21 protein-coding genes are annotated in these 25,923 nt (G+C 61.8%); 15 read left to right on the top strand and 6 right to left on the bottom strand.

Annotated features, from left to right (window positions below):
• Window position 1 precedes the first annotated feature (1 nt).
• Window positions 2-541, top strand: a complete 540-nt coding sequence (gene moaB / locus WMW70_RS06165) for a molybdenum cofactor biosynthesis protein B (RefSeq protein ID WP_341436639.1) — start codon at window positions 2-4, stop codon at window positions 539-541.
• The gene (locus WMW70_RS06160; RefSeq protein ID WP_341436638.1) at window positions 538-1,752 is read left to right on the top strand and encodes a molybdopterin molybdotransferase MoeA; all 1,215 of its coding nucleotides are present in this window, start codon (window positions 538-540) and stop codon (window positions 1,750-1,752) included. Before moaB ends, WMW70_RS06160 begins: the two co-directional genes overlap by 4 nt.
• Before the next feature lie 71 nt (window positions 1,753-1,823).
• On the opposite strand, the gene gliR is transcribed toward WMW70_RS06160, so the two are convergent.
• On the bottom strand, window positions 1,824-2,846 hold the full coding sequence (gene gliR / locus WMW70_RS06155) for an AraC family transcriptional regulator GliR (protein ID WP_341436637.1): 1,023 nt from the start codon (window positions 2,844-2,846) through the stop codon (window positions 1,824-1,826).
• A 125-nt stretch (window positions 2,847-2,971) separates the two neighbouring features.
• Here gliR and WMW70_RS06150 point away from each other — a divergent pair, with 125 nt between their 5' ends.
• The 3 genes from WMW70_RS06150 (at window position 2,972) to WMW70_RS06140 (ending at window position 7,789) form a co-directional block, all read left to right on the top strand.
• The gene (locus WMW70_RS06150; protein WP_341436636.1) at window positions 2,972-4,567 is read left to right on the top strand and encodes an FAD-binding oxidoreductase; all 1,596 of its coding nucleotides are present in this window, start codon (window positions 2,972-2,974) and stop codon (window positions 4,565-4,567) included.
• Between the two features lie 2 nt (window positions 4,568-4,569).
• Window positions 4,570-6,150, top strand: a complete 1,581-nt coding sequence (locus tag WMW70_RS06145) for a glycerol-3-phosphate dehydrogenase/oxidase (protein ID WP_341436635.1) — start codon at window positions 4,570-4,572, stop codon at window positions 6,148-6,150.
• 79 nt (window positions 6,151-6,229) lie between these two features.
• The gene (locus tag WMW70_RS06140) at window positions 6,230-7,789 is read left to right on the top strand and encodes an FGGY-family carbohydrate kinase (RefSeq protein ID WP_341436634.1); all 1,560 of its coding nucleotides are present in this window, start codon (window positions 6,230-6,232) and stop codon (window positions 7,787-7,789) included.
• A gap of 86 nt (window positions 7,790-7,875) precedes the next feature.
• Here the strand turns inward: WMW70_RS06140 and WMW70_RS06135 are convergent, their stop codons facing one another.
• The gene (locus WMW70_RS06135; RefSeq protein WP_341436633.1) at window positions 7,876-8,574 is read right to left on the bottom strand and encodes a pirin family protein; all 699 of its coding nucleotides are present in this window, start codon (window positions 8,572-8,574) and stop codon (window positions 7,876-7,878) included.
• Between the two features lie 209 nt (window positions 8,575-8,783).
• On the opposite strand from WMW70_RS06135, the gene yegS reads away from it, so the two are divergent.
• Window positions 8,784-9,680: a lipid kinase YegS gene (gene yegS / locus WMW70_RS06130; RefSeq protein ID WP_341436632.1), complete on the top strand. Its 897-nt coding sequence runs from the start codon at window positions 8,784-8,786 to the stop codon at window positions 9,678-9,680.
• A 153-nt stretch (window positions 9,681-9,833) separates the two neighbouring features.
• Window positions 9,834-10,769 carry a chemotaxis protein CheV gene (locus tag WMW70_RS06125; RefSeq protein ID WP_341436631.1) on the top strand — a complete coding sequence of 312 codons (936 nt, stop codon included), beginning with the start codon at window positions 9,834-9,836 and terminating at the stop codon, window positions 10,767-10,769.
• A gap of 17 nt (window positions 10,770-10,786) precedes the next feature.
• Here WMW70_RS06125 and WMW70_RS06120 read toward each other — a convergent pair whose 3' ends face one another.
• Window positions 10,787-11,197 carry a DUF1499 domain-containing protein gene (locus WMW70_RS06120; protein WP_341436630.1) on the bottom strand — a complete coding sequence of 137 codons (411 nt, stop codon included), beginning with the start codon at window positions 11,195-11,197 and terminating at the stop codon, window positions 10,787-10,789.
• A gap of 67 nt (window positions 11,198-11,264) precedes the next feature.
• On the opposite strand from WMW70_RS06120, the gene WMW70_RS06115 reads away from it, so the two are divergent.
• The gene (locus WMW70_RS06115) at window positions 11,265-12,068 is read left to right on the top strand and encodes an MOSC domain-containing protein (protein ID WP_341436629.1); all 804 of its coding nucleotides are present in this window, start codon (window positions 11,265-11,267) and stop codon (window positions 12,066-12,068) included.
• A gap of 53 nt (window positions 12,069-12,121) precedes the next feature.
• Here the strand turns inward: WMW70_RS06115 and WMW70_RS06110 are convergent, their stop codons facing one another.
• Window positions 12,122-14,047 carry a transglycosylase SLT domain-containing protein gene (locus WMW70_RS06110; protein ID WP_341436628.1) on the bottom strand — a complete coding sequence of 642 codons (1,926 nt, stop codon included), beginning with the start codon at window positions 14,045-14,047 and terminating at the stop codon, window positions 12,122-12,124.
• A gap of 281 nt (window positions 14,048-14,328) precedes the next feature.
• Here WMW70_RS06110 and WMW70_RS06105 point away from each other — a divergent pair, with 281 nt between their 5' ends.
• Window positions 14,329-16,248, top strand: a complete 1,920-nt coding sequence (locus tag WMW70_RS06105; protein WP_341436627.1) for an ATP-binding cassette domain-containing protein — start codon at window positions 14,329-14,331, stop codon at window positions 16,246-16,248.
• A gap of 60 nt (window positions 16,249-16,308) precedes the next feature.
• Window positions 16,309-16,995 carry a DUF6901 family protein gene (locus tag WMW70_RS06100; protein ID WP_341436626.1) on the top strand — a complete coding sequence of 229 codons (687 nt, stop codon included), beginning with the start codon at window positions 16,309-16,311 and terminating at the stop codon, window positions 16,993-16,995.
• Window positions 16,996-17,023: 28 nt separating this feature from the next.
• Here the strand turns inward: WMW70_RS06100 and WMW70_RS06095 are convergent, their stop codons facing one another.
• Window positions 17,024-17,464: a universal stress protein gene (locus WMW70_RS06095; RefSeq protein WP_341436625.1), complete on the bottom strand. Its 441-nt coding sequence runs from the start codon at window positions 17,462-17,464 to the stop codon at window positions 17,024-17,026.
• A gap of 89 nt (window positions 17,465-17,553) precedes the next feature.
• Here WMW70_RS06095 and WMW70_RS06090 point away from each other — a divergent pair, with 89 nt between their 5' ends.
• The gene (locus WMW70_RS06090; RefSeq protein ID WP_341436624.1) at window positions 17,554-17,991 is read left to right on the top strand and encodes a hypothetical protein; all 438 of its coding nucleotides are present in this window, start codon (window positions 17,554-17,556) and stop codon (window positions 17,989-17,991) included.
• A 148-nt stretch (window positions 17,992-18,139) separates the two neighbouring features.
• On the opposite strand, the gene WMW70_RS06085 is transcribed toward WMW70_RS06090, so the two are convergent.
• Window positions 18,140-18,958, bottom strand: a complete 819-nt coding sequence (locus tag WMW70_RS06085; RefSeq protein WP_341436623.1) for a hypothetical protein — start codon at window positions 18,956-18,958, stop codon at window positions 18,140-18,142.
• 486 nt (window positions 18,959-19,444) lie between these two features.
• On the opposite strand from WMW70_RS06085, the gene fadB reads away from it, so the two are divergent.
• The 4 genes from fadB to topA all read left to right on the top strand — a co-directional run bounded on the left by fadB (window position 19,445) and on the right by topA (window position 25,855).
• A complete protein-coding gene (gene fadB, locus WMW70_RS06080) occupies window positions 19,445-21,592 on the top strand; it encodes a fatty acid oxidation complex subunit alpha FadB (RefSeq protein ID WP_341436622.1) in 2,148 nt (715 codons plus the stop codon).
• A 30-nt stretch (window positions 21,593-21,622) separates the two neighbouring features.
• Window positions 21,623-22,798: an acetyl-CoA C-acyltransferase FadA gene (gene fadA, locus WMW70_RS06075; protein ID WP_341436621.1), complete on the top strand. Its 1,176-nt coding sequence runs from the start codon at window positions 21,623-21,625 to the stop codon at window positions 22,796-22,798.
• An 85-nt stretch (window positions 22,799-22,883) separates the two neighbouring features.
• The gene (locus WMW70_RS06070) at window positions 22,884-23,120 is read left to right on the top strand and encodes a DUF1653 domain-containing protein (protein WP_090387350.1); all 237 of its coding nucleotides are present in this window, start codon (window positions 22,884-22,886) and stop codon (window positions 23,118-23,120) included.
• Between the two features lie 125 nt (window positions 23,121-23,245).
• Entirely contained in the window at window positions 23,246-25,855 is a 2,610-nt protein-coding gene (topA, locus tag WMW70_RS06065; protein WP_341436620.1) for a type I DNA topoisomerase, read from the top strand.
• Window positions 25,856-25,923 lie beyond the last annotated feature (68 nt).

Genomic DNA, 25,923 nt, shown 5'->3' with positions numbered 1-25,923 from the left:
CATGAACCACAAGGCCGAGGCACATTTCGTGCCTTTGAATATCGCGGTGTTGACTGTCAGCGACACCCGCAACCTGGACACCGACACCTCCGGCCAGCTGTTTGTCGACCGCCTGCAGGCCGCCGGTCACCAGCTCGCCGCACGGGTTTTGCTCAAGGACGATCTGTACAAGATTCGCGCCCAGGTCGCCACCTGGATTGCCGATGATCAGGTGCAGGTGGTGCTGATCACCGGCGGCACCGGCTTCACCGGCCGCGACAGCACCCCGGAAGCGGTGGCCTGCCTGCTGGACAAGCAGGTCGACGGTTTTGGCGAGCTGTTCCGACAGATTTCCGTGGCGGATATAGGCACCTCGACTGTGCAGTCCCGCGCTCTGGCTGGCCTGGCCAATGGCACCCTGGTGTGTTGCCTGCCGGGCTCGACCAACGCCTGTCGCACCGCCTGGGATGGCATCCTCGGCGAGCAGTTGGATAACCGTCATCGCCCGTGCAATTTCGTTCCGCATCTCAAAGCGGTGGCCGCCTGCGAGAGTCGTGGATGAGCGGCTGTGACCAGCCCGGGCTGATGCCCGTCGAGACAGCGCTGGCGCGCTTGCTGGCGCAGGCCGAGGCCAGCGCCATTGTTGAAACCGAGCGGGTCAACCTGAGTGACGCGGCTGGCAGGGTATTGGCCGAGCCGTTGCTTGCCGAGCTTGATCTGCCGCCTTGGGACAACAGCGCCATGGACGGTTACGCCCTGCGCCTGGCCGATTGGAACGGCGAGCCCCTGGTCGTTAGCCAGCGTATTCAGGCCGGTAGCGCGCCTGCACCTTTGCAACCCGGCACCTGCGCGCGGATCTTCACCGGCGCACCGCTGCCGGCCGGTGCCGATACCGTGGAAATGCAGGAAAACGCCGTGCTTGGCGAGGATGGCCGCGTCGCCTTTAGCGAGCCTTTGAGCCTGGGGCAGAACGTGCGCGCTCAGGGGCAGGAAACCCGGATCGGCGATTCGGTATTGCCGGCGGGTACTCGTCTGGGCCCGATCGAACTGGGCCTGGCTGCATCCCTGGGGTGCGCCGAGTTGACGGTGCGTCGGCGGCCGCGCGTGGCTGTGTTGTCGACTGGCGATGAGTTGGTCGAGCCGGGCCAGCCGCTGGGCCCCGGGCAGATCTACAACAGCAATCGCCGTTTGCTGATCGCCTGGCTGCAGCGTCTGGGCTGCGAAGTAGTGGACGGCGGCATTCTGCTCGATGACCTGGAACTAACCCGCGCTGCGCTGGGCGCGTTGAGCGACGTCGACCTGATTCTCTCCACCGGCGGTGTGTCGGTGGGCGAGGCGGATTTTCTCGGCATGGCCCTGCGTGAAGAGGGCGAGCTGGCGCTGTGGAAGCTGGCGATCAAGCCGGGCAAGCCGCTGACCTGCGGACAGTTTCGCGGCGTGCCGGTGATTGGCCTGCCGGGCAATCCGGCCTCGACCCTGGTGACTTTCGGCTTGCTCGCGCGGCCTTATCTGCTGCGTCGCCTGGGCGTGCAGCGGGTCGAACCGCTGGGTTTTCCGATGCCCGCCGGTTTCGCTTGGAACAAGGCCGGCAAACGCCGCGAATACCTGCGCGCGCGTCTGGAAAACGGCCGGGTGGTGCCTTATCCGAACCAGAGCTCCGGGGTGCTGCGCAGCGCCGCCTGGGCCGAGGGATTTGCTGAAGTGTTGGAAAATACCACGCTGGCCGAGGGCGATAGCCTTAGGTTTATCCCGCTAAGCGAAATCCTCGGCTAGCGCCGCGTAGGATGGGTCTGAGGTAGGGTGGATGACGCTTTACCCATCCACCAACCCCAAAGCTCATGGTGTTAACTATTGCGCTTGCTCTCGCGAAATTCTCCCGGAGTCTGCCCGGTCCAGGTCTTGAAGCTGCGGTGGAAGGAGCGCGACTCGGTAAAGCCCAGGTAGCTGGCGATATCCTGAATCGCCAGGTCGCTGCGCAGCAGGTAGTGCTCGGCCAGTTCCTGGCGCAGCTCATCGAGAATCTGCTGGTAGCTGGTGCCGGCCAGTTGCAGGTGGCGCTGCAGGGTGCGCACCGTCATATTGAATTTCTCCGCCACCCGTTCCTTGCGTGGCAGACCATCCTTGAGCAGCAGGCGCAGGGCGTTCTTTACCCGTTGTGGCAGTGGCTCGTTGTCGTCCAGGCCGGCCATCAGGGTCAGGGCATGTTCTTCCAGAGTGCGCAGCAGGTTGGCATCGGCCTGGCGCAGCGGCACTGTGAGGTATTCCAACGGCACGATCAGCGCATTGCAGCTCTGCTCGAAGCGGATCGGGCAGCCGAAAATCGCCTGGTACTCGGCAATATCGACACTTTCAGGCAAGGCGTGCTCGAACCATACCTCCCGCGGCGAGCTGTCTGAGTCGGAGATCCAGCGCGCATACAGCAACCACGAAGCCAGTACGTTCTCCACCATGTGCCGGCGGATCGGCTCAGCCTGATGACGACAGGTCCAGATCAGGCGAACGTGGTCTGCGCCGGCCTCGACCCGGCTGACGCCCATATCCCCCACCAGTTTTTCGTAGGGCACGATGCGGCTCATGGCCTCACCGAGGGTTGCGCAGTTCATGGTGATATAGCCCAGTACGCTCCAGGAGCCTGGCTGCACAAAACGCGCGCAGTGCAGGCCGAACAGCGGGTCACCGGATACGCGCAGCAGATGGGCGAGCAGGCGCTCATGGGTTTCGCTGGGGATGCGCTTGCCGTTGTCAGCCAGGTCCTCGGCCTTGAGGCCTACGGCTGCCAACGCCTGGTCGATATCCAGACCCAATTGCTCGGCGTGGCGCAGGTACTTGAGCAGGGAGGGGACGGAGGTGTAGCCGAGGTTTTCCATGAACTGTTCTTATTCTGAATGTCTTGATTGGCGATAACGCCTGGCTCGATACGACAGTGACGCCCTGAAGAGGCCAGCTAGTATAGGCAGCCATCGAGGGTGACTGAAATATCCGGGAGATGCAGATGCGACGTTGGAACGGCTGGGGTGATGAAGCAACAGTGGTGGAACTGCCGGCCCATGGCGAGGCTTTTCTGGCCGAACTGGTCGGTCCTGGCCAGCTGCTTGCCGATGCCAGCCTGGAACAGGTGCTGGCGCAGGTACCGGCCTCGCGTCTGCCGGCCCATCCGCTGATCTGTCTGAATGCTGAAGATCGCGTGCGCCACGCCCGTGGCCAGAGTCTGCCGGACTGGCTGGCGATGCGTTCCGGCGATTTTGGTGTGTTCCCCGATGGCGTGGCCTACCCGGAGAGCTCCGCGCAGATCCGCGAGTTGCTGGCCTGGGCCGGTCAGCAGGATCTGATCGTGATCCCCTATGGCGGCGGCACCTCGGTGGCCGGGCATATCAACCCGCAGGCCGGCCGCAAGCCGGTCCTGACCCTGTCGCTTGAGCGCATGGGCAAGCTGATCGAGATCGACCACGACAGCCTGATCGCCACCTTCGGCCCCGGTGCCACTGGCCCGCAGGTGGAAAGCCAGTTGCGCGCCCAGGGCTACACCCTCGGCCACTTTCCACAATCCTGGGAGCTTTCGACCCTCGGCGGTTGGGTCGCCAGCCGCTCCAGCGGCCAGCAGTCGCTGCGCTACGGGCGCATCGAGCAGCTGTTCGCCGGCGGCACGGTCGAGACTTTCGCCGGCACCCTGGACATTCCGACTTTCCCGGCTTCCGCCGCTGGGCCTGACCTGCGGGAAATCCTGATGGGTTCGGAAGGGCGCTTCGGCATCATTTCCGAGGTCAAGGTGCGCATCACCCGCCTGGCCGAGCAGGAAAACTTCTACGCGGTGTTCCTGCCCAACTGGCAGCAGGCGCTGAACGCCATCCGCAGTCTGGCCCAGGCGCGGGTGCCGCTGTCGATGTTGCGCCTGTCCAATGCCATCGAAACCAAGACTCAACTGGCCCTGGCCGGTCATCCGCAGCAGATCGCCTGGCTGGAGAAATACCTGGCCCTGCGCGGCGCACGCGAGGGCAAATGCATGCTGACCTTCGGCGTCACCGGTAGCCGTGCGCAGAACGCCGCCTCGCTGAAACAGGCGAAGAAGCTGCTGAAGAGCTTTGACGGCGTGTTTACCGGCACCCTGCTGGGCAAGAAGTGGGCGGAAAACCGCTTCCGTTTTCCCTACCTGCGCCACGGCCTGTGGGCCGCCGGTTATGCGGTGGACACCCTGGAAACCGCCACCGACTGGAGCAACGTCGACAGCCTGCTGGACAAGGTCGAGACCAGCCTGCGCAACGGGCTGAGTGAGGAGGGCGAGCAGGTGCATGTGTTCACCCACCTGTCCCACGTCTACAACCAAGGGTCGAGCATTTACACCACCTACGTGTTCCGCCCTGGCAATAGCTACGCCGAGGCCATGGCGCGCTGGCAGAAGCTCAAGCACGCCGCCAGCCTGACCATCGCAGGCAACCGCGGCACCATCAGCCATCAGCACGGTGTGGGTCGCGATCACGCGCCTTATCTGCCGGTGGAGAAGGGCGAACTGGGCATGGCCACACTCAAGGCACTGGCCGGCCATTTCGACCCTGAGCAGCGCCTAGCCCCTGGCGTGTTGATTCAGGACTGATGATGAGCAACTGGAACGCCGCCTGGCGCGAACTGGCCTTGCCCGAACTGGCCGCACGCGACTGGGATCTGATAGTCGTGGGTGGCGGTATCAGCGGTGCCGGGATTCTGCGTGAAGCAGCGCGGCGTGGCTGGAAGTGCTTGCTGCTGGAGCAGCGCGACTTCGCCTGGGGCACTTCCAGCCGTTCCTCGAAAATGGTCCACGGCGGGCTGCGTTATATCGCCAAGGGCCAGCTGGCGCTGACTCGGGATTCGGTGCGCGAGCGCCAGCGTCTGCTGCAGGAAGCGCCGGGGCTGGTCGACCCCTTGAGTTTTATCATGGCCCATTACCAGGGCGGCTTCCCTGGCCCCAAGGTATTCGGCAGCTTGCTGGCGCTGTACGACGCTCTGGCCGGCAAGCGCAACCATCTGTACTACCCTTTGCAGCAGCTGCGTTATCTGGCTCCGGGTCTCAAGGAAGACGGCCTGCTGGGCGGTACGCGGTTCTTCGATGCGGTGACCGATGATGCGCGACTGGTGCAGCGCGTGCTGGGTGAGGCTCGCGCCGAAGGTGGCGAAGCGCTCAATGGCATGCGCGTGGTCGAGCTGCTGCGTGAGGACGGGCGAGTCACCGGCCTGCTCGCCGAAGACAGCGAAACCGGCTTGCGCTGCGGCTTTAATACCCGCGCCGTGGCTCAGGCCACAGGTGCCTGGGCCGATCAGCTGCGGCAGAAAACCGGCCTGGAACATATCCGGCCGCTGCGTGGCAGCCATCTGTTGCTGCCTGCCTGGCGTCTGCCGGTGGCCCATGCGTTCAGCTTTATGCACGCGGCTGACAAGCGCCCGGTATTTGTCTTCCCCTGGGAAGGTGCGACGGTAATCGGCACCACCGATCTGGATCACACGGCACCGTTGTCTGAGGAAGCGCGAATCAGCTCGGATGAAGTGGAGTATCTGCTGGCGGCCTGCGCTCAGCAGTTCCCTGCTGCGCAGATCAAGGCCGCGGATGTGCTCTCGACCTGGGCCGGCGTGCGCCCGGTGGTCACGGATGGCAGCGAAGGGCGCAAGCCTTCGGATGAGAAGCGTGAGCATGCGCTGTGGGTCGAGCCCGGCTGCGTGACCCTGGCCGGCGGCAAGCTGACTACTTTCCGTCTATTGGCGCTGGAAGTGCTGCGGGCCTGTGCGCCTTTTGTGGGGCGTACTGTGGATGATCAAGGCGCGGCGACCTTTGCAGCGGTCCCCAGCCAAACAATGCCAACCCTAAGCCCCGCTCAGCAGAAGAGACTGATCGGCCGTTATGGCCGGGCGCTGCCGCAGCTGCTGGCGCTGGTCGATGAGCTGGGTGTCGAGCAGGTGGCGGGTACGGATACGCTCTGGGCCGAACTGGCCTGGGCCGCCGAGCAGGAGCTGGTGCTGCACCTGGATGATCTGCTGCTGCGCCGTACCCGCCTGGGTCTGCTGCTGGCGCTCGGCGCGGCTGCCGAACTGCCGCGTATTCGCGCGTTGTGTCAGGCCCGCCTTGGTTGGAGTGATGCGCGCTGGCAGCTGGAAGAAGCGGATTACCTGGCGTTGTGGGCGCGCTGCTACAGCCTGCCACAACACTAGGGTACGCCGTGCATACCGGGATGAAAGGCGGTGCGCATGGCGTACCCTACAGAGTTTGCATAGCGCTAAGGATGATGTCTTGAGCGAGAAAAACTACCTGCTGGCCATCGACAATGGCACCCAAAGTATCCGGGCGCTGTTGTTCGATCTTCAGGGCAACCTGCTCGCCAAGGGCAAGGTGGAGCTTGAGGCTTATTACTCCAAGCAGCCCGGTTGGGCCGAGCAGGACCCCGAGTATTACTGGGCCAGCCTGGGCCAGGCCTGCGCGCAGTTGTGGCAGCAGGTGGATATCGACCGCAGCCTGATCAAGGGCGTGTCGCTTACCACCCAGCGCGGCACCCTGATCAATGTTGACCAGCAAGGTCAGCCCCTGCGCCCGGCGATGCTCTGGCTCGATCAGCGCCAGGCCAAGGTCGAGGGACGGATCAGCGGGCCCTGGGGCTGGCTGTTCAAACTCGCGGGTTTGCAGGCTACGGTGGATCATTTTCGTGCCCAGGCCGAGGTCAACTGGATCGCGCAGAACCAGCCGGAGATCTGGGCCAATACCCACAAGGTGCTGCTGCTCTCGGGTTTTCTCACCCATCGCCTGTGCGGCAAATTTGTCGACTCGCTGACCAGCTGCGTGGCCTACCTGCCGTTCGACTACAAGCGCCTGCAGTGGGCCAAGCCCGGTGACTGGAAATGGCAGGCCATGCCGGTGCGCCGCGAGCAGTTGCCGGAGCTGTGCAAGCCGGGCGAGCTGCTGGGGCATATCAGCGCGGCAGCCAGCCGCCATACCGGCATTCCCGAGGGTCTGCCGCTGATTGCCGCCGGTGCCGACAAGGCCTGCGAGGTACTCGGCGCTGGCGGTGTGGAGGCGAGCACGGCCTGTCTGTCCTATGGCACCACGGCGACGATCAACACCACCCGCAGCCAGTACCTGGAAACCATCCCGCTGATTCCGCCATACCCCTCGGCGATTCCCGATCACTTCAACACCGAGGTGATGATCTATCGCGGTTTCTGGATGGTCAGCTGGTTCAAGCAGGAATTCGGCCTGCGCGAGATGCAGCGGGCCAAGGAGCTGGGCGTGGAGCCTGAGGCGCTGTTCGATGAGCTGGTCAACAGCGTACCCGCCGGCTCCATGGGCCTGATGCTGCAACCCTACTGGTCGCCGGGCATCCGCGAGCCGGGGCTGGAGGCCAAGGGCTCGATCATCGGTTTTGGCGACGTGCACACCCGTGCGCATATCTACCGGGCGATTCTGGAAGGACTGGCCTATGCCCTGCGCCAGGGCAAGGAGAGGATCGAGAAGCGCTCGGGCACGCGCATTACCCGCCTGCGCGTCTCCGGTGGCGGCTCGCAAAGCGATGCGGCGATGCAGTTGACGGCCGATATCTTCGGCCTGCCGGCCGAGCGCCCACATCTGTATGAAACCAGCGGCCTGGGCGCGGCGATCAATTGCGCGGTAGGGCTGGGCTTGTACCCCGACTACCCCACGGCGATTGCCGCCATGACCCGGGTCGGCCGGGTGTTCGAGCCCAATCCCGAGGCGCAGCGCACCTATCAGCAGCTGTATACCCAGGTCTATCAACGCATGTACAAGCAGCTCAAGCCGCTGTATCAGAGCATTCGCAAGATCACCGGCTATCCAGCGTAGGATGGGTATCGCGCATATCGGTGGGCCACGCCTTCGGCTAACCTGCGCGGCCCGACCCATCCTACGGGCTAAGCCATCACGGTGGGTCAGGCCACATCCACCAGGATGATTTCGCTGTCTTCGAGTGCCGTCACCCGAATCACCTCGACATCGCTAATGGCCACACCATCGCGAGCCTGGGCGCTGACGCCGTTGACCTCGATACTACCGCTGGCGGCTACCAGATAAGCACGGCGCGCAGCGCCAATCGGGTACTCGGTGCTCTGACCGGCTTGCAGGGTGGCGGCGGCCATCCGCGCATTGCTGCGGATCGACAGGGCGTCCTGGTCTTCGGCAAAGCCGCTGGCCAGGGTGACAAAGGCTCCGGCGCGTTCACCCTTGGGAAACGGCTTGGCTCCCCAGGACGGCGGCAGGCCCGACTGGTTGGGCTGAATCCAGATCTGGAAGATCTTGGTGGTGGTGTCTTCCAGGTTGTATTCACTGTGGGCAATCCCGGTTCCGGCGCTCATGACCTGCACATCACCGGCTTCGGTACGGCCATGGTTACCCAGGTTGTCCTTGTGGGTGATGGCCCCTTGGCGTACATAGGTGATGATTTCCATATCGCGGTGCGGATGGGTTGGAAAGCCCGTGTGCGGCGCGATCTCATCATCGTTCCAGACCCGCAATGGCCCCCAGCTCATACGCGCCGGGTCATAGTATTCGGCAAAGGAAAAGTGATGACGGGCATTCAGCCAGCCGTGATGGGCACCGCCGAGTTCGGCGAAGGGGCGTACTTCGATCATCTGCGTATCCTAATTGAGGAACACCGGCTTGCAGCGGCGGTGTTCATTGGCGATGAACAGATGATCCAATAAATTAATACGATTAAAAATACGTAAATATTGAGCTTAATGATCTGTTTTGTTGATGCTTCTGTGGGCCTGTCGCAAGCGTATACAGCCTCACATCATGTTGCCGAGCCTTTATCTAAGGCGCGAAAAGGATGCCGGGAATGCAAGAACGTAAAGCGCTGCTGATTCTGCATGGCAAGCAAGCTCTCAATGCCGAGGTGCGTGCTGCCGTGCAGGAGCGTCGTGAAGAGGGCTGGCAGCTGGATGTGCGGGTGACCTGGGAGGCTGGTGATGCCCAGCGTCTGGTCAATGAGGCGCTGCAGGCCGGTTACCCGACCCTGATCGCCGGCGGCGGTGATGGCACCCTGCGTGATGTGGCCGAAGCCATGGCACTGGCAAAAACCAAGGCCAGCCTGGCGCTGTTGCCGTTGGGCACGGCCAACGACTTTGCCCACGCGGCGGGGATTGGCCTTGAGCCGCGAATTGCCCTGGCGCTCTTGGATACGCCAGCGCAGCCGATTGACCTGGGTGAAGTCGACGGCCAGGTGTTTCTCAATATGGCCACTGGCGGTTTTGGTTCCAACGTCACTGCCAATACCTCGGACGATCTCAAGCGTGTACTCGGCGGCGCGGCGTACTTTCTGACGGGCCTGACCCGTTTTGCCGAAGTGCAGTCGTCGTTTGGCCGCTTTACCGGGCCGGATTTTCAGTGGGAAGGCGAGTTTCTCGCCCTCGGCATCGGCAATGGCCGTCAGGCTGGCGGCGGGCACGTGCTGTGCCCGCAGGCACGGGTCAACGATGGCCTGCTGGATGTCTGCATCGTGCCGGCGGCGGCCGATGTGGTCGGCACCCTGGGCACGCTGCTGTCGGGCGGTATCAATGGCTTGCAGAGCGTGGCCCTGAGCGCGCGGCTGCCCTGGCTGGAGGTCGAGGCACCGGAGGGGTTGGATCTCAACCTGGATGGCGAGCCGATGGAGAGTCGCAAGCTGCGTTTTGCGGCAATGCCGGCAGCCTTGCGTGTGCATCTGCCGGAAAACTCGCCGCTGCTGGAGGAGTAGGCAGGGCGGCTAATGCCGTCTGACTGGCCTCGGCGCTGCGCTTGTCGCATGATGGCTCCGCGCTATCTGCCTTCAGATGCGCGGCAGGAGGCCGATACATCAGGCTATGGCTATTTCAGCTAGGCTAAACCGATACGTTAACAGGAGCGCATGATGGCCGGCATTCTCGACTCAGTGAATCAACGCACCCAGCTGGTGGGTGAGAATCGCCTGGAAATTCTCATGTTCCGCCTGGCGGGTCGGCAGTTGTTTGCGATCAACGTGTTCAAGGTGCAGGAAGTCCTGCAGATGCCCAAGCTGACCCTGATGCCGCAGCGTCACCGCTTTGTCTGTGGGGTGGTCAACCTGCGCGGGCAGACCCTGCCGGTGATCGATCTGTCCCAGGCCATCGGCATGCGTCCCATCGTCCCCGATGAGCGCAGCACCATCATCGTTACCGAGTACAACCGCTCGGTACAGGCGTTTCTGGTGGGCGGCGTGGAGCGCATTCTCAACCTCAACTGGGAATCCATCCTGCCGCCGCCGGGTGGGGCCGGCCGTCAGCATTACCTGACCGCGATCACCAAGGTCGAAGACCAGATCGTCGAAGTGATCGACGTGGAAAAGGTGCTGGCGGAAATCACCCCGATGAGTACCAAGGTGTCCCCGGAAAAACTCGCCGATCCGCTGCTGGAGTTTGCCCGCGGCCGTGAGGTGCTGCTGGTGGACGACTCCAGCGTGGCCATGAGTCAGCTCAAGGGCACCATGGCGCAACTGGATGTTCGCTGCCATGCCGCGAGCGACGGCCTGCGTGCCCTGAACCTGCTGAAGAGCTGGGCCGATGCCGGGGTCGATGTGCATGAAAAACTGCTGATGGTGATCACCGATGCGGAAATGCCGGAGATGGACGGCTATCGCCTGACCACCGAGATCCGCAATGATCCGCGCCTCAAGGATCTTTATGTGGTGCTGCACACCTCGCTGTCCGGCAGCTTCAACGAGGCCATGGTGAAGAAGGTCGGCTGCAATAACTTTCTCTCCAAGTTCCAGCCCGACAAGCTGGTGGATGTGGTGCACGAGCGTTTGGCGTTGCTGCACCCGGAGGCGTAAGCCGGGGCGCAGGCGCGCTACTCGCCGAGGCGCTGGCGTAGCCGCTCGATACGCTCGCGATTGACGTCGAAATCCGCATAGCCCAGGCGCGACGCCGAGCGTACATCGACGGCGGTCGCGCCGATCATAAACTCCACATCGTCGACAAAGCGCATCAGCTTGCTGCTGAATTCCGCGCGCAGATAACCCGGGCTTTCCTCCACCAGGCGCGTTCGCGGTTCGCTGGCGAGCAGTTGCTTGAGCAGCGCCTGGGTGGCTTGCGCCGAGCCCTTGAGCGGCAGGGGGGCTATCGCGTGCCTAGGGTCGCTGGCCTGGCTGTTGACGCAGTTGGGCGAGTCCGGGCAGGGAGCCAGGCGACCGTCATGGATGCCCAGGTTTTCTGCCGGGCTACCACTGCAGGCAGCCAGCAACCAAGCCAGGGCTAACACCAAGGTTGGCTTGTGGGCGCGGCGGGTTACTAATATAAGAGCGTTTTGCCAGAAGGAACGCGGGTTCATGTATCTCTCCGGGTTGTACCGATATCCATTGAAGTCTGCTGCGGGCGAATCCCTGAAGGAAACTGACCTGGATGCCCTGGGCGTGGTGGGTGACCGTCGCTGGATGGTAGTCGATGCAGCGACCGGGCGCTTCCTGACCCAGCGCCTGTTGCCGCAGATGAGCCAGTTGCAGGCGCGTTGGCAGGGCACTGAGCAGCTGCTGCTCAATGCCCCGGGGATGTCCGAACTGAGGGTGGCGCTGCCTAATCAGCGCGCCGAGCTGCGCGGCGTCACCATCTGGCGCGACAGCCTGCAGGTGCCCGATGCCGGCGAGGCCGCGGCGCTGTGGCTGAGCCAGTTGCTCGGTCGCGTCTGCCGCCTGGTGCAGGTGCCGGCCGCCTATGCGCGGCAGGTCGATACCGCTTATGCCGAGGTGGGCGACAAGGTGGCCTTTGCCGATGGCTTTCCCCTGCTGCTGATCGGCCAGGCTTCGCTCGACGATCTGTCGGCGCGGGTCGGCCGGCCGCTGGAGATGCTGCGTTTCCGCCCGAATCTGGTGGTGACCGGCAGTGAGCCCTATGCCGAGGACGGCTGGAAGCGTATCCGTATCGGTGAGCTGGAGTTGCGGGTGGTCAAGGGCTGCTCGCGCTGCATCATGACCACCCTCGACCCGCAGACCGGCGAGCGCAGTGCCGATCGTGAGCCGCTGACCACCCTGAAAACCTACCGTGAGCGTGAGGGCGAGGTGTATTTCGGCCAGAACCTGATCGCCTGCGGCGAAGGGCGGCTGGCGCTGGATATGCCGGTGCAGGTGCTGGAGTAGAGCGGGTAATGCACGCTCAGCAGTTGCTGTTGAGCGTGCCTGTTTATTAGCCGTTACTGATCGAAGTAACGCTCGTGCCAGGCCACCAGCGGTTGTGGTGCGTTGAGCTTCTCGCCGTAGATCACCGAGTAGGACAGCACGTTCTGCACGTACTGGCGGGTCTCATCGAACGGGATGTTCTCGATCCACACGTCATAGGACAGGTGATCCGCCCCTCGTAGCCACTGGCGTACGCGACCGGGGCCGGCGTTGTAGGCGGCGGAGGCGAGCACGCGGTTGCCGTTGAACTGGCCGTAGATCTGACTGAGGTAGGCCGCGCCCAGCTGGATATTGACTTCGGGACGGTAGGCCAGCTGCGGCGATGACAGCGGAATGCCGAAGCGCCTGGCGGTTTCCTTGGCGGTGGCTGGCATCAGCTGCATCAGGCCCATGGCACCGACCTGGGATTTGGCATCGGCCATAAAGGCGCTTTCCTGGCGGGTGATGGCAAATACCCAGCTGGAGTGGATATCACGGCTCTTCGCTGCGCGCACCAGTTGCTCGCGATGGGGCATGGGGAAGCGTACGTCCAGGTCGTCCCAGTACTGCGCCTGGCTGATGGTGCGGATGGCCGGGAAGTACCAGCCCATGTCGTAGGCCAGGCGGGCCTGGGCGACCATCTCGTCGCGGCTGAACAGGCGACTGACGTTGTACCACTCGCGGCGGCCATCGGCGATCTGGCCACGGGCGTGGAACTCCAGGGCGCGGCGAATGGCCGCCGAATTGCGGACTTTCTGCACGGTTTTCGGGTTCAGGGCCAGCGGCTTGTTGTTCAGCTGGTAGGGCGCTTGCACCTGGTCGGCGGCCATAAAGCCGTAGAAATCCCGCTCCTTGGCCAGGCTTTGGTAGAGCGCCTTGGGTTCCTGGCTGTTGGGTTGCGCCAGCTGCAGGCTGCGTGCCTGCCAGTAGCGCCAGCGGTTGGTGTTGCCCAGCTCGGCGGGCATCCGGCGGGTCAGCTGGTTGGCTTCATCCCAGCGGCCCAGGCGCAGCAGCAGGCGGGCACGCCATTCGCTGACGGTGTTGTCGCGCAGCTCGGGGTCGTACTTGGCCATGACCTGCAGGGCACGCGGGTCGAAGCGCTTGGCCAGGGTCAGGCCGATTTCACGGGCGATGGCCACTTGTTCTTCGCTGGAGAACTTCATCCGCGCGGCATAGCTATCGAGTAGGCGCAGGGCAGCTTCGGGGTCCTGGCGGGCCAGGCGGCGCAGACCGAGGCCGACTACATCGGCCATGGCCGGGTCGGTCTGGGTAAAGCGCGCGGTTTGCTTCAGTAGTTCAGGCTTCTGCGCAACCTGCAGCAGGGTTTTGCCGTGGTTGCCCAGAGTCGGCATGCTTTTGATCAGGTGAGTGACCAGGCCGTAGTTGCGCGCCTCGGCCGCCAGCTTGGCGCGCTGCCAGCGTTTCTGTTCGGTGAGTTGGCCATCAGCAGCCCAGCGCTCGAACAGTGGATCGCAGGCGTTGGGTTGGGATTTGCCCACTAGCCAGAGTTTTTCTGCGCTGGCGTTGCCTTCGGCGCGCATGCCATGGCTCAGCTGATACTGGCCATACAGGCAGTCCAGCTCGGTGAAGTTCAGCGCCGGGTCGTAGTAATTGATAAAGGTCTGCCACTCACCGCGTTCGGCCAGCCAGCGCAACCAGCGCAATTTCATCCAGTTGATCTGTGGCAGGTCGCCGTGTTCGGCGAGAAATTTCTCGATTTCGTCATTGCTTGCCGACTTCAGACGTGCGGTCAGCTCGTCGTAGGCCAGGTAGGGCTCCAGCGGATAGTCGCGCAAGGCGCTGGCATAACGCTGGTAGGGGCCTTTATCGCCCTTGGCCAAGGCGGCCTTGGCCTGATCGTAGTACTGGCGTTGCTGGGTGAGTGTGGCTGCATGCACCGCAGAGACACTAAGGGCGGATATCAGGATGCAGGACAACAGGTTGAACAGAGAACCGCGCATGACACTTCCAGGCTAGAGACGCTTTATTTCACTAGCTTAGTCTTTTGCCAGGGAGGGGTGAAGGCCGGAAGCTGTTTGCCCTGTGACTAAAAATTGCCCGCGATGCCGGGGCGCTTCTCGGTTAGAATGCGCGCCCTGTTTTTGTTGGCGTCCAGCGGACGGCAGCAAATGATTTTTCTGCTGCGACGGGCCAGCGAACGGGTCCGGACGTGTGTTATTGCGTCTATATCGGGCCTTTGCGCTGTCGCCGTTGCCACCTGTCGTATTTGTTGAGGCACACCATGACCCTGCTCAAGTTCACCGATGTTTCCCTGGCCTACGGCGCTATGCCGCTGCTGGACAAGGTTTCGTGGCAAATTGCCCGTGGTGAGCGGGTGTGCATCATCGGCCGCAACGGCACCGGCAAATCGAGCATGATGAAGCTGGTCAAGGGCGATCAGAAGCCCGATGAAGGCTCGGTCTGGCGCGCCCCGGGGCTGAAAATCGGCGAGTTGCCCCAGGAATTGCCCCTGGCCGACGAGCGCACCGTGTTCGATGTGGTTGCCCAGGGGCTGGACGGTGTGGGTGAGTTGCTCGCGCAATACCACCATTTGGCGCAGAACTGTGTCACTGAGGCTGACCTGGACAAGCTGATGCATGTTCAGCAGGACCTTGAAGCCCGTGACGGTTGGCGCTTGCAGCAACTGGTCGAGAGCACCCTGAGCCGCCTGCAGCTGCCGGCCGACAAGACCCTGGCCGAACTGTCCGGTGGCTGGCGTCGCCGCGTGCTGCTGGCCCAGGCGCTGGTCTGCGAGCCGGATCTGCTGCTGCTCGACGAGCCGACCAACCACCTGGATATCGGTGCCATTGCCTGGCTGGAAGAGGCACTGAGCGGTTTTCAGGGTGCCGTGCTGTTTATCACCCACGACCGTTCCTTCCTGCAGAACCTGGCTACGCGCATTCTCGAGCTGGATCGTGGCGGCCTGATCGACTGGAATGGCGACTACGCCAGCTTCCTGGTGCACAAGGAGGCCACCCTGGCCGCCGAGGAAACCGCCAACGCCCTGTTCGACAAGAAGCTCGCGCAGGAGGAGGTGTGGATTCGTCAGGGCATCAAGGCCCGTCGCACCCGTAACGAAGGCCGCGTGCGTGCCCTCAAGGCCCTGCGCGTGGAGCGCAGCGAGCGTCGCGAGCGCACCGGCAAGGCCAATATCCAGCTGGAAACCGCGGACAAGTCCGGCAAGCAGGTGATGGTGCTGGAAGATGTCAGCTTTGCCCATGCGGACGGTCCGTTCCTGGTCAAGAACTTTTCCATGGTGCTGCAGCGCGGCGACCGTATTGGCCTGCTTGGGGCCAATGGTACCGGCAAGACCACGCTGCTCAAGTTGATGCTGGGCGGCCTGCAGCCGACCAGCGGCACGGTGAAAGAGGGCACGCGCATCGACGTGGCCTACTTCGATCAGTTGCGTCACCAGCTCGATCTGGAAAAGACCGTGATCGACAACGTCGCCGAAGGCCGCGACTTTATCGAGATCGACGGGCAGAACCGCCACGTGTTGAGCTACCTGGGCGATTTCCTGTTCAGCCCGCAGCGTGCGCGGACTCCGGTCAAGGCGCTGTCCGGTGGCGAGCGGGCGCGTCTGCTGCTGGCCAAGCTGTTCAGTAAACCGGCCAACCTGCTGGTGCTGGACGAGCCGACCAACGACCTGGACGTGGAAACCCTGGAACTTCTGGAGGAAGTGTTGCTGACCTTCCCCGGCACCGTGCTGATGGTCAGCCACGACCGGGCTTTCCTCGACAACGTGGTGACCAGCACCCTGGTCTTCGAGGGCGATGGCCTGGTGCGCGAGTATGTCGGTGGTTATCAGGACTGGCTGCGTCAGGGCGGTTCGCCGCGCCTGCTTGGAGTCGGCGAAAGCAAGGCCGGCAAGCCTGAGCTGGCCTCGGCCGTGGTCGAAACCCCGGTGGCCGCAGAGCCCGTGGTCGCGCCGGCATCTGCTAGCAAGAAAAAACTGAGCTACAAGTTGCAGCGCGAGCTGGAAGCCATTCCGGGGCAGATCGATAGCCTGGAGCAGCAGGTGGCCACTCTGGAGGCGCAGATCGGTGCCCCACAGTTCTATCAGCAGCCTGCGGAGCAGAGTGCTGCGACCCTGGCGCGCTTGCAGGCTGTGCAGCACGAGCTGGAGCAATTGGTCGAGCGCTGGGCCGAGCTGGAAGGCTGAGCCCCGGCAAGCCTGTCGAAGACCCTCAAACAGAACATCAAGAAGTCTGGCGGAGCATCCATGGCCATCGAGTACCGCATCACCCTCGACGACAATCATCAGTTCAGCTATTGCATCGAACTGGACCGTGCCTATGCCGCAGCGGCCGTCCAGACCGCACCGGCCTGGACGCGTCTGGGGCACCAGCAGTGCAGTAACTGCCCGCTGAGCAAGGACACTTTCAGCCATTGCCCGGCCGCGGTGGATCTGCACCGGGTGATCGAGGATTTTCAGGGCTTGCCGGCGTTCAAAAAGGCGTCGGTCTGGGTGCGTACGCCGGAGCGCGAGTACACCAAGCTGGTGAGTCTGGAGGAGGCCCTGCGTTCACTGCTCGGGGTGATCATGGCCACCAGCGCCTGTCCGATACTGGGCAAGTTGCGGCCCATGGCGCACAACCATCTGCCCTTTGCCAGCAACCAGGAGTTCACCCTGCGCACCGTGTCGCTGTACCTGAGCCGGCAGTATTTCAACGCCCGCGAAGGCCGTCATGCCGACTGGGAGTTGAAGGGGCTGGTGCGCATGTTCCAGCAGTTGCAGCTGGTCAATCAGGCGTTCTGGCAGCGGATTCACGACACCTGTGAAGGTGACTCCAACCTAAAGGCCTTCCTCACCTTCTTCTCGATGTCGTCGAGCATGAGCTACTCGCTGGAAACCCAGTTGCAGAAGATCCGCCCGCTGGTCATGAGTTCGGGCGAAACGCCTGACTGATATGCGCCGAAGGCCGTTGGTCGCGGCGTTATTCGGCTTTCTTCAGGCGCACGGCGAGGACATCGCAGGGAGCACCGTGGAGTACGTCGTTGGCGGTGGAGCCGAGCAGCAGGGCCAGGCCGTGGCGGCCATGGCTGCCGACAATGATCAGGTCGCAGCCCTGTTCTTCGGCCAGGCGGTGGATTTCCTGGCGCGGCTGGCCGTAGGCCAGGTGGCGGTGATCGGCGGTCACGGCCGGGTATTTGCCGGCAAAGCTGTCCAGGCGCTCGCGGGCCTGGTCGAATTGCTGCTGCTGGAGCATCGACAGATCCATCGGCACGTCGCCGCCGAAGGCCATGGCCATGGGTTCGACTATATGCACCACGGACAGGCGGGAACCACTGGCAGCTGCCAGCTTCTGGGCGCGGTGCATGACCGGGTCGCATTCTTCGGTGAGGTCGACGGCAACCAGAATATGCTGGTAGGGCATGGGTGACTCCTTATTAAAGGACAGTTGAATAGCTCAAGTATGGCTGTCCTGAGCGTTGATGACAGGTTTTTGCCTGCAAGAGTAAGTATATGAGTCCATGGATATCTTTACTGCTGGTGGCGTTCGCCCTTAGTCCGTTGGCATGGCTGGTACAGTCGCGCCGCCAGCGTGGGCAAATGGATGTGCGATTGCAAGCGCGGCGTATGGGCGTGGCCATGCAGCTGATGCCTCAGGAGTGGCCCCATTGGCTGGAGCGCTTGCCGCCTAGTCCGTGCCCGCAGTATCACAGTGTGAGGCGACGCGGGCGACAGGACAGCTGGTGCTATTGGCAGTACGAGCCTGGCCAGTGGCTGAACAAATGGCGCGAGCCCTGCGAGGACGGCGAGTTGCTGGCGCAATTGCTCGAATTGCCGGTAGATGTGTTCAAGGCCGAGGCGAATACGCAGGTGGTTGTGCTTTGTTGGGGTGAGCGGGGCGGCGAAGAGGCGTTGCAGCGGATTGCCGAATTTCTGCAGCTAAGGGCTTGAGTGCGGGAGTGCTGGCGTAGCCGTTACACGCAACAAGACTGCGCGTGCCTCGGCCAATGCCAAAAGAAAGCCCAGCGCAAGCGCTGGGCGAGAGACGGCCAGGCAGGCCGGTAAAGCGAATAATTATGGCTGTGGCGTAAGCAGCCCGTTAGAGCTGTCTGGTGGCGTACTGGCCGGCAATCTCTTCGCAGCCCTGAATAATGGTTTCGGCATATTTGTTGACCAGAAACGGCACGCTATTTTCGTTGTAGTTGATCAGTGACTTCTCAATATAGCGCCATTTGGTCGCCACGTTGCCCCAGGATTGCCGAAGTTGTCCGTTGTTTTTCGGTGCTTTCTCCAATACGTCCAGCGTGCTGGCGAACTCGCTCACCAGTTCCTCGATCGGACGGCTTTCGCCGCCGCCGATAAAGGTTGCGCCGACTGAGGCACTTCGTGACGCGTAATCGACGGCGATGGCCTGCATCAGCAGGCTTTGCTCGCGGCTGCGCTGGGCCATTGGGCTCACCTTGTAGCTACTTTCCTGCTGCAGTCTGTTATACAACTCGAGACTCAGGGCCATAAGCTGGCTATTGCTATCCGCCAGATCAGCCACCGGCTGCAGATCGGTGAAACCGTTGGTCTTGAGAGCCGCGGTCAGGGTATTCAGGTCCGCCTGGTAGCCTTGCCACTGCTGCGCAAGCTGGACGCGCAGGGCCTTGGAGCCGTCCCCCGGCATTTCCACAAGCGCCTCCAGGTGGCCGTTGGCCGCCGCCAGTGACTCGTTGATCATGCGCTCGTAACGTTGATCGCCTTCCATGCCGTTGAACATATAGAAATCGCCCAGGCTTTTTTGCGCCGCCAGACGTAACTGATGCAGCTGGAGCAACTGGCTGGCTGGCTCTGCGGCTTGGCTTGTGAGGCTTAATAGGGGCAGGGTGATTGCGAGCAGGGTGCTCAAGGCACCGGCAAGCAGACGGCTCGACATGGGGGACTCCGGGCACCCGCGCAGGCGGGCTCTAGCTGGTTGTTATTGTTGTGGCTGCGGCAGCTCTAGCGCGGCCGTGTGGCGGCGACTGTACCCGCAGGTCCGGGATTTTGCCAGGTATCGAGCAGAAATCATGCTTGCACCATTATCGTGCCGAATATTGCTGTATCGATGCTAATGATCGCCTTTTCGCTGCAGAGTTTTCGTGAGCCAAGCCTGCGCAGAAACGTAATTTTTTGTACGGCGCACAAGTCCTAACGGGCCAATTGACAAGTTGGGGCTTTTCCTTGAAGGTGTGCACACCCAAATCAAACGGGCGTATGAATTGAGCGTTTGCCTTCAAAGGCACCGCCTTTACAGCCCGATTATCGCGTCGGTGGGTGTGCCAGGCTGATTGGGGCTACTCTGAGACGGCTATGCCGTGGAGTAGCTTGCTGGTTGGCTCCGATGTGTACCGTTCAGCTTCCATACCGTGGAGATCAGTTGATGATTTACGAAGGTAAAGCCATCACGGTTAAGGCTCTTGAGAGTGGCATCGTCGAATTGAAATTCGACCTCAAGGGTGAATCCGTCAACAAATTCAACCGTCTTACCCTCAATGAGCTGCGTCAATCCGTTGATGCAATCAAGGCTGATGGTTCGATCAAGGGCGTGATTGTCACCAGTGGCAAAGACGTATTTATCGTCGGTGCCGACATCACCGAGTTCGTCGACAACTTCAAGTTGCCAGACGCAGAGCTGGTGGCTGGCAACCTCGAAGCCAACAAGATCTTCAGTGATTTTGAAGACCTCAATGTTCCGACCGTAGTCGCGATCAATGGCATCGCCTTGGGCGGTGGTTTTGAAATGTGCCTGGCGGCGGATTACCGTGTCATGGCCGAAGGCGCTCAGGTCGGCCTGCCCGAAGTCAAACTGGGTCTTTACCCAGGCTTTGGCGGCACCGTACGTCTGCCACGGGTTATCGGTACCGATAACGCCGTCGAGTGGATCGCTGCCGGTAAAGAAAACCGCGCTGCCGACGCCCTCAAAGTTGGCGCAGTGGACGCCGTGGTTGCCGCTGACAAGCTGCAAGCCGCTGCTCTGGACCTGATCAAGCGCGCCATCTCCGGCGAGCTGGACTTCAAGGCCAAGCGTCAGCCCAAGCTGGAAAAGCTCAAGCTCAACGCCATCGAGCAGATGATGTGCTTTGAAACCGCCAAAGGTTTCGTCGCAGGCCAGGCCGGCCCGAACTACCCGGCTCCGGTTGAAGCCATCAAGACCATTCAGAAAGCTGCCAACTTCGGTCGCGACAAAGCGCTGGAAGTGGAAGCTGCTGGCTTCGTCAAACTGGCTAAAACGCCGGTTGCTGCCAGCCTGATCGGCCTGTTCCTGAACGATCAGGAACTGAAGAAAAAAGCCAAGCAGCACGACGAAATCGCCAAAGACGTGAAACTCGCCGCCGTACTCGGTGCGGGCATCATGGGTGGCGGTATCGCCTATCAGTCGGCTTCCAAGGGCACCCCGATCCTGATGAAGGATATCCGTGAAGAGGGTATCCAGATGGGCTTGAACGAGGCGAGCAAGCTGCTCGGCAACCGTGTTGCCAAAGGCCGCATGACTGCCGCGAAGATGGCTGAAGCCCTCAATGCCATTCGTCCGACCATGTCCTACGGCGATTTCGGCAACGTCGACATCGTTGTCGAGGCTGTGGTCGAGAACCCCAAGGTCAAGCAGATCGTGTTGGCCGAAGTGGAAGGCGTGGTTCGCGAAGACGCGATCCTGGCTTCCAACACCTCGACCATTTCCATCAACTTGCTGGCCAAGGCCCTCAAGCGTCCGGAAAACTTCGTCGGCATGCACTTCTTCAACCCGGTGCACATGATGCCGCTGGTTGAAGTGATTCGTGGCGAGAAGTCCAGCGACGTAGCTGTGGCGACCACCGTTGCCTACGCCAAGAAAATGGGCAAGACCCCGGTTGTGGTCAACGACTGCCCAGGCTTCCTGGTTAACCGTGTGCTGTTCCCGTACTTCGGTGGCTTCTCCAAGCTGCTGGAATTCGGCGTCGACTTCGTGCGTATCGACAAGGTCATGGAGAAGTTCGGCTGGCCCATGGGCCCGGCGTACCTGTCCGACGTGGTTGGTATCGACACCGGTCACCACGGCCGTGATGTGATGGCTGAAGGCTTCCCGGACCGCATGGCTGTTGAAGGCCGTACCGCGGTTGACGTGATGTATGAAGCAGATCGCCTGGGCCAGAAGAATGGCAAAGGCTTCTACTCCTACGAAATGGACAAACGCGGCAAGCCGAAGAAGGTTTCTGATCCGGTTGCCTACGAGTTGCTCAAGTCCATCGTGACCGAGCAGCGTGAAGTGACTGATGAAGACATCATCAACTTCATGATGATTCCTCTGTGCATGGAAACCGTGCGTTGTCTGGAAGACGGCATCGTCGAGACCGCAGCTGAGGCCGATATGGGCCTGATCTACGGCATCGGCTTCCCGCCGTTCCGCGGTGGTGCGCTGCGTTATATCGATACCGTCGGTGTAGCCGAATTCGTTGCCCTGGCCGACAAATACGCCGAGCTGGGCGCGCTGTACACCCCGACTGCCAAGCTTCGCGAAATGGCCGCTAACGGCCAGAAGTTTTTCGGTTAATCGCGGACAGACTAGAGCGAGAGTGAATTTATGAGCCTGAATCCTAGAGATGCAGTCATCGTCGACTTCGGCCGCACCCCGATGGGTCGTTCCAAGGGCGGCATGCATCGCAACACCCGTGCCGAGACCATGTCGGCTAACCTGATCAGCGGCGTGCTGGCACGTAACACCAAGGTCGATCCGGCCGAAGTGGAAGACGTGATCTGGGGCTGCGTCAACCAGACCCTGGAGCAGGGCTGGAACATCGCGCGCATGGCGTCGCTGATGACCCAGATCCCGCACACCAGTGCTGGCCAGACCGTGAGCCGCCTGTGCGGTTCGTCTATGAGCGCCCTGCACACTGCCGTGCAGGCGATCCAGACCGGCAACGGTGACGTGTTCGTCATCGGCGGTGTGGAGCACATGGGCCACGTAGGCATGATGCACGGCGTTGATCCAAACCCGCACCTGTCGCTTTACGCGGCCAAGGCCTCGGGCATGATGGGTCTGACGGCTGAAATGCTCGGCAAGATGCATGGCATCAGCCGTGAGCAGCAGGACGCATTCGGTGAGCGTTCGCACCGTCTGGCCCACAAGGCTACCGTCGAAGGCAAGTTCAAGGATGAAATCATCCCGATGCAAGGCTACGACGAGAACGGCTTCCTGAAGGTGTTCGACTACGACGAAACCATTCGTCCGGAAACCACCCTGGCAAGCCTGGCTGCGCTGAAGCCTGCGTTCAACCCCAAAGGCGGCACCGTGACTGCAGGTACGTCCTCGCAGATCACTGACGGCGCTTCCTGCATGATCGTCATGAGCGCTCAACGCGCTCAAGACCTCGGCATTCAGCCAATGGCCGTGGTTCGCGCCATGGCCGTGGCCGGCGTTGATCCAGCGATCATGGGTTACGGTCCAGTACCCTCGACTCAGAAAGCCCTCAAGCGTGCTGGTCTGACCATCAACGACATCGACTTCTTCGAGCTCAACGAAGCCTTCGCTGCCCAGGCTCTGCCTGTGCTGAAGGACCTGAAAGTGCTCGACAAGATGGAAGAGAAGGTCAACCTGCACGGCGGCGCGATCGCCCTGGGTCACCCGTTCGGTTGTTCCGGTGCGCGTATCTCCGGTACCCTGCTGAACGTGATGAAGCAGAATGGCGGCACCTTCGGTGTGTCGACCATGTGCATCGGTCTCGGCCAAGGCATCAGCACCGTCTTCGAACGCCTCTAAGCTTCATCGGTGTAAGAGATGGAAAAACCGGGGCCAAGTGCCCCGGTTTTTGTTTATCAGCAGAAAATCTTCAAGGAATTCACCGATGCAGCTACAGCCCGGTCTTTACCGTCACTACAAAGGCCCTGAATACCGTGTGTTTGGCGTTGCCCAGCACTCCGAAACGGAGCAGGCGATGGTGGTCTATCAGGCGCTGTACGGCGAGTTCGGCCTATGGGTGCGACCGTTGGAGATGTTCTGCGAAAGCGTTGAGGTGGACGGCGAGACGGTTCCACGCTTTGCTTTGATTCAGGCTGAAACCGCACTCTTTACTCGGCCTTGAGCTGACATCGGGCCATTGCTGCGCTTGACCTCGGCCGGACCACCACTATATATAGCGGTGCCGCGCTAACAGGCAGTACAGCGCCTCCCGCATTTATTTACCGAATTTCAGGAATTTTCCAATCCATGGGCAAATCGCTGGTCATCGTGGAATCCCCGGCCAAGGCCAAGACCATCAACAAGTACTTGGGCAACGAGTACGTGGTGAAGTCGAGCATCGGCCATATCCGTGACCTGCCTACCAGTGGTTCGGCGAGCACGGCCAAGGAACCGGCCAAACGCGGCAAGGCCGCTGCAGGCGAAGTGCCGGCGCTGTCCCCCAAGGAAAAGGCCAAACGCCAGCTGTTTACCCGTATGGGGGTCGATCCCGAGCACGGCTGGAAGGCCAAGTACGAGATCCTCCCGGGCAAGGAGAAGGTGGTTGAAGAATTGCGCCGCCTGGCCAAGGATGCCGACACCATCTATCTCGCAACCGACTTGGACCGCGAGGGGGAAGCCATTGCCTGGCACCTGCGCGAATCCATCGGTGGCGACGACAGCCGCTACAAGCGCGTGGTGTTCAACGAAATCACCAAAAAGGCGATCCAGGAAGCGTTTTCCAAGCCTGGCGAACTGGATATCAACAGGGTCAACGCCCAGCAGGCGCGGCGTTTTCTCGACCGCGTAGTGGGCTATATGGTTTCGCCACTGCTGTGGGCCAAGATCGCCCGCGGCCTGTCGGCCGGCCGTGTACAGTCGGTAGCCGTGAAGCTGGTGGTCGAGCGCGAGAAAGAGATCCGCGCCTTCGTTCCGGAAGAATACTGGGAAGTCCACGCCGATCTGGGCACCGCCAAGGACGCCACCGTGCGTTTCGAGGTGGCCCGCGAGAACGGTGCCGCCTTCAAGCCGCTGAACGAAGCTCAGGCCATGGCGGCCCTGGCTACGCTGAAAGCCTCCAGCTACAGCATCAGCAAGCGTGAAGACAAACCGACCAGCAGCAAGCCTTCGGCACCCTTTATCACCTCCACCCTGCAGCAGGCCGCGAGTAATCGCCTGGGCTTCGGGGTGAAGAAGACCATGATGATGGCCCAGCGTCTGTATGAGGCCGGCTACATCACCTATATGCGTACCGACTCGACCAATCTCTCGGCCGATGCCGTGACCATGGTGCGTGACTTTATCGAAGGCGAGTTCGGCAAGAAGTACCTGCCGGCCAACCCGATTGCCTACAGCAGCAAGGAAGGGGCCCAGGAAGCTCACGAAGCGATTCGTCCTTCCGACGTCAACCTCAAGCCGACTCAGCTGTCGGGCATGGAACGCGACGCCGAACGTCTGTATGAGCTGATCTGGCGTCAGTTCGTGGCTTGCCAGATGCCGCCGGCCGAGTACCTGTCGACCACGGTTACCGTGACTGCAGCGCAGTTCGAGCTGCGTGCCAAGGGCCGTATCCTCAAGTTCGACGGTTATACCCGGGCGTTGCCACAGCTGAGCAAGCCGGGCGATGACGACGTGTTGCCGGAAATGGAGCAGGGCGAAGTGCTCAAGCTGGTCAAGCTTGATCCCAGCCAGCACTTCACCAAGCCGCCAGCGCGTTACTCGGAAGCCAGCCTGGTCAAGGAAATGGAAAAGCGCGGTATCGGTCGTCCGTCGACCTATGCAGCGATTATCGGCACCATTCAGGATCGCGGCTATGTGGCGTTGCACAACCGTCGCTTCTACTCGGAGAAGATGGGCGACATCGTCACCGAACGTCTGGCCGAAAGCTTCTCCAACCTGATGGACTACGGCTTTACCGCCGGCATGGAAGAGCACCTGGACGATGTGGCCCAGGGCGAGCGCGAGTGGAAGCATGTGCTCGACGAGTTCTATGGTGACTTCAAGAAGAAACTTGAAGTGGCCGAGGCGGGCGAGGGTGGCATGCGCGCCAACCTGCCGACCCTGACCGATATCCCATGCCGGGATTGCGGCCGGCCGATGACCATCCGTACCGCCTCAACCGGTGTGTTCCTCGGTTGCTCCGGTTATGCCCTGCCGCCGAAAGAGCGCTGCAAGGCCACCGTCAATCTGGTGCCGGGCGACGAGATTGCTGCGGACGACGAGGGTGAGTCCGAATCCCTGGTGTTGCTCGGCAAGCACCGCTGCCCGATCTGTTCGACCGCGATGGACGCCTACCTGCTGGATGAAACCCGTAAGTTGCATATCTGCGGCAATAACCCCGATTGCGCGGGTTATGAGGTGGAGCAGGGTCAGTATCGGATCAAGGGCTATGAAGGCCCGAGCCTGGAGTGCGACAAGTGCGGCAGCCAGATGCAGCTCAAGACCGGTCGCTTCGGCAAGTTCTTCGGTTGCACCAACAGCGAATGCAAGAACACCCGCAAACTGCTGAAAAGCGGTGAAGCGGCCCCACCGAAGATGGACCCGGTGAAGATGCCCGAGCTCAAGTGCGAGAAGGTCAACGACACCTACATCCTGCGTGATGGTGCCTCGGGGCTGTTCCTGGCTGCCAGCCAGTTCCCGAAAAACCGCGAAACCCGTGCACCGCTGGTATTGGAATTGATTCCGCACAAGGATGAGATCGATCCCAAGTACCACTTCCTCTGTGATGCACCGAAAAAAGACCCGCAAGGTCGCGCAGCAGTGATCCGCTACAGCCGCAAGACCAAGGAGCAGTATGTGCAGACCGAAGTCGACGGCAAGCCGACCGGTTGGCGCGCGTTCTTTGATGGTGGCAAGTGGAAAGTCGAAGACAAGAGCTGATCTGACTAAGTGCGCGTCTGCCCTTGGCCGGCGCGCGTATGCTTATCCGATCCGTTAGGGAGGGTGCC

Source organism: Pseudomonas sp. XK-1, from assembly GCF_038069885.1.
GTDB lineage: Bacteria > Pseudomonadota > Gammaproteobacteria > Pseudomonadales > Pseudomonadaceae > Aquipseudomonas.
Note: the sequence above shows the minus strand (reverse complement) of the source record. Positions and strands in the feature narration are given on the sequence as shown.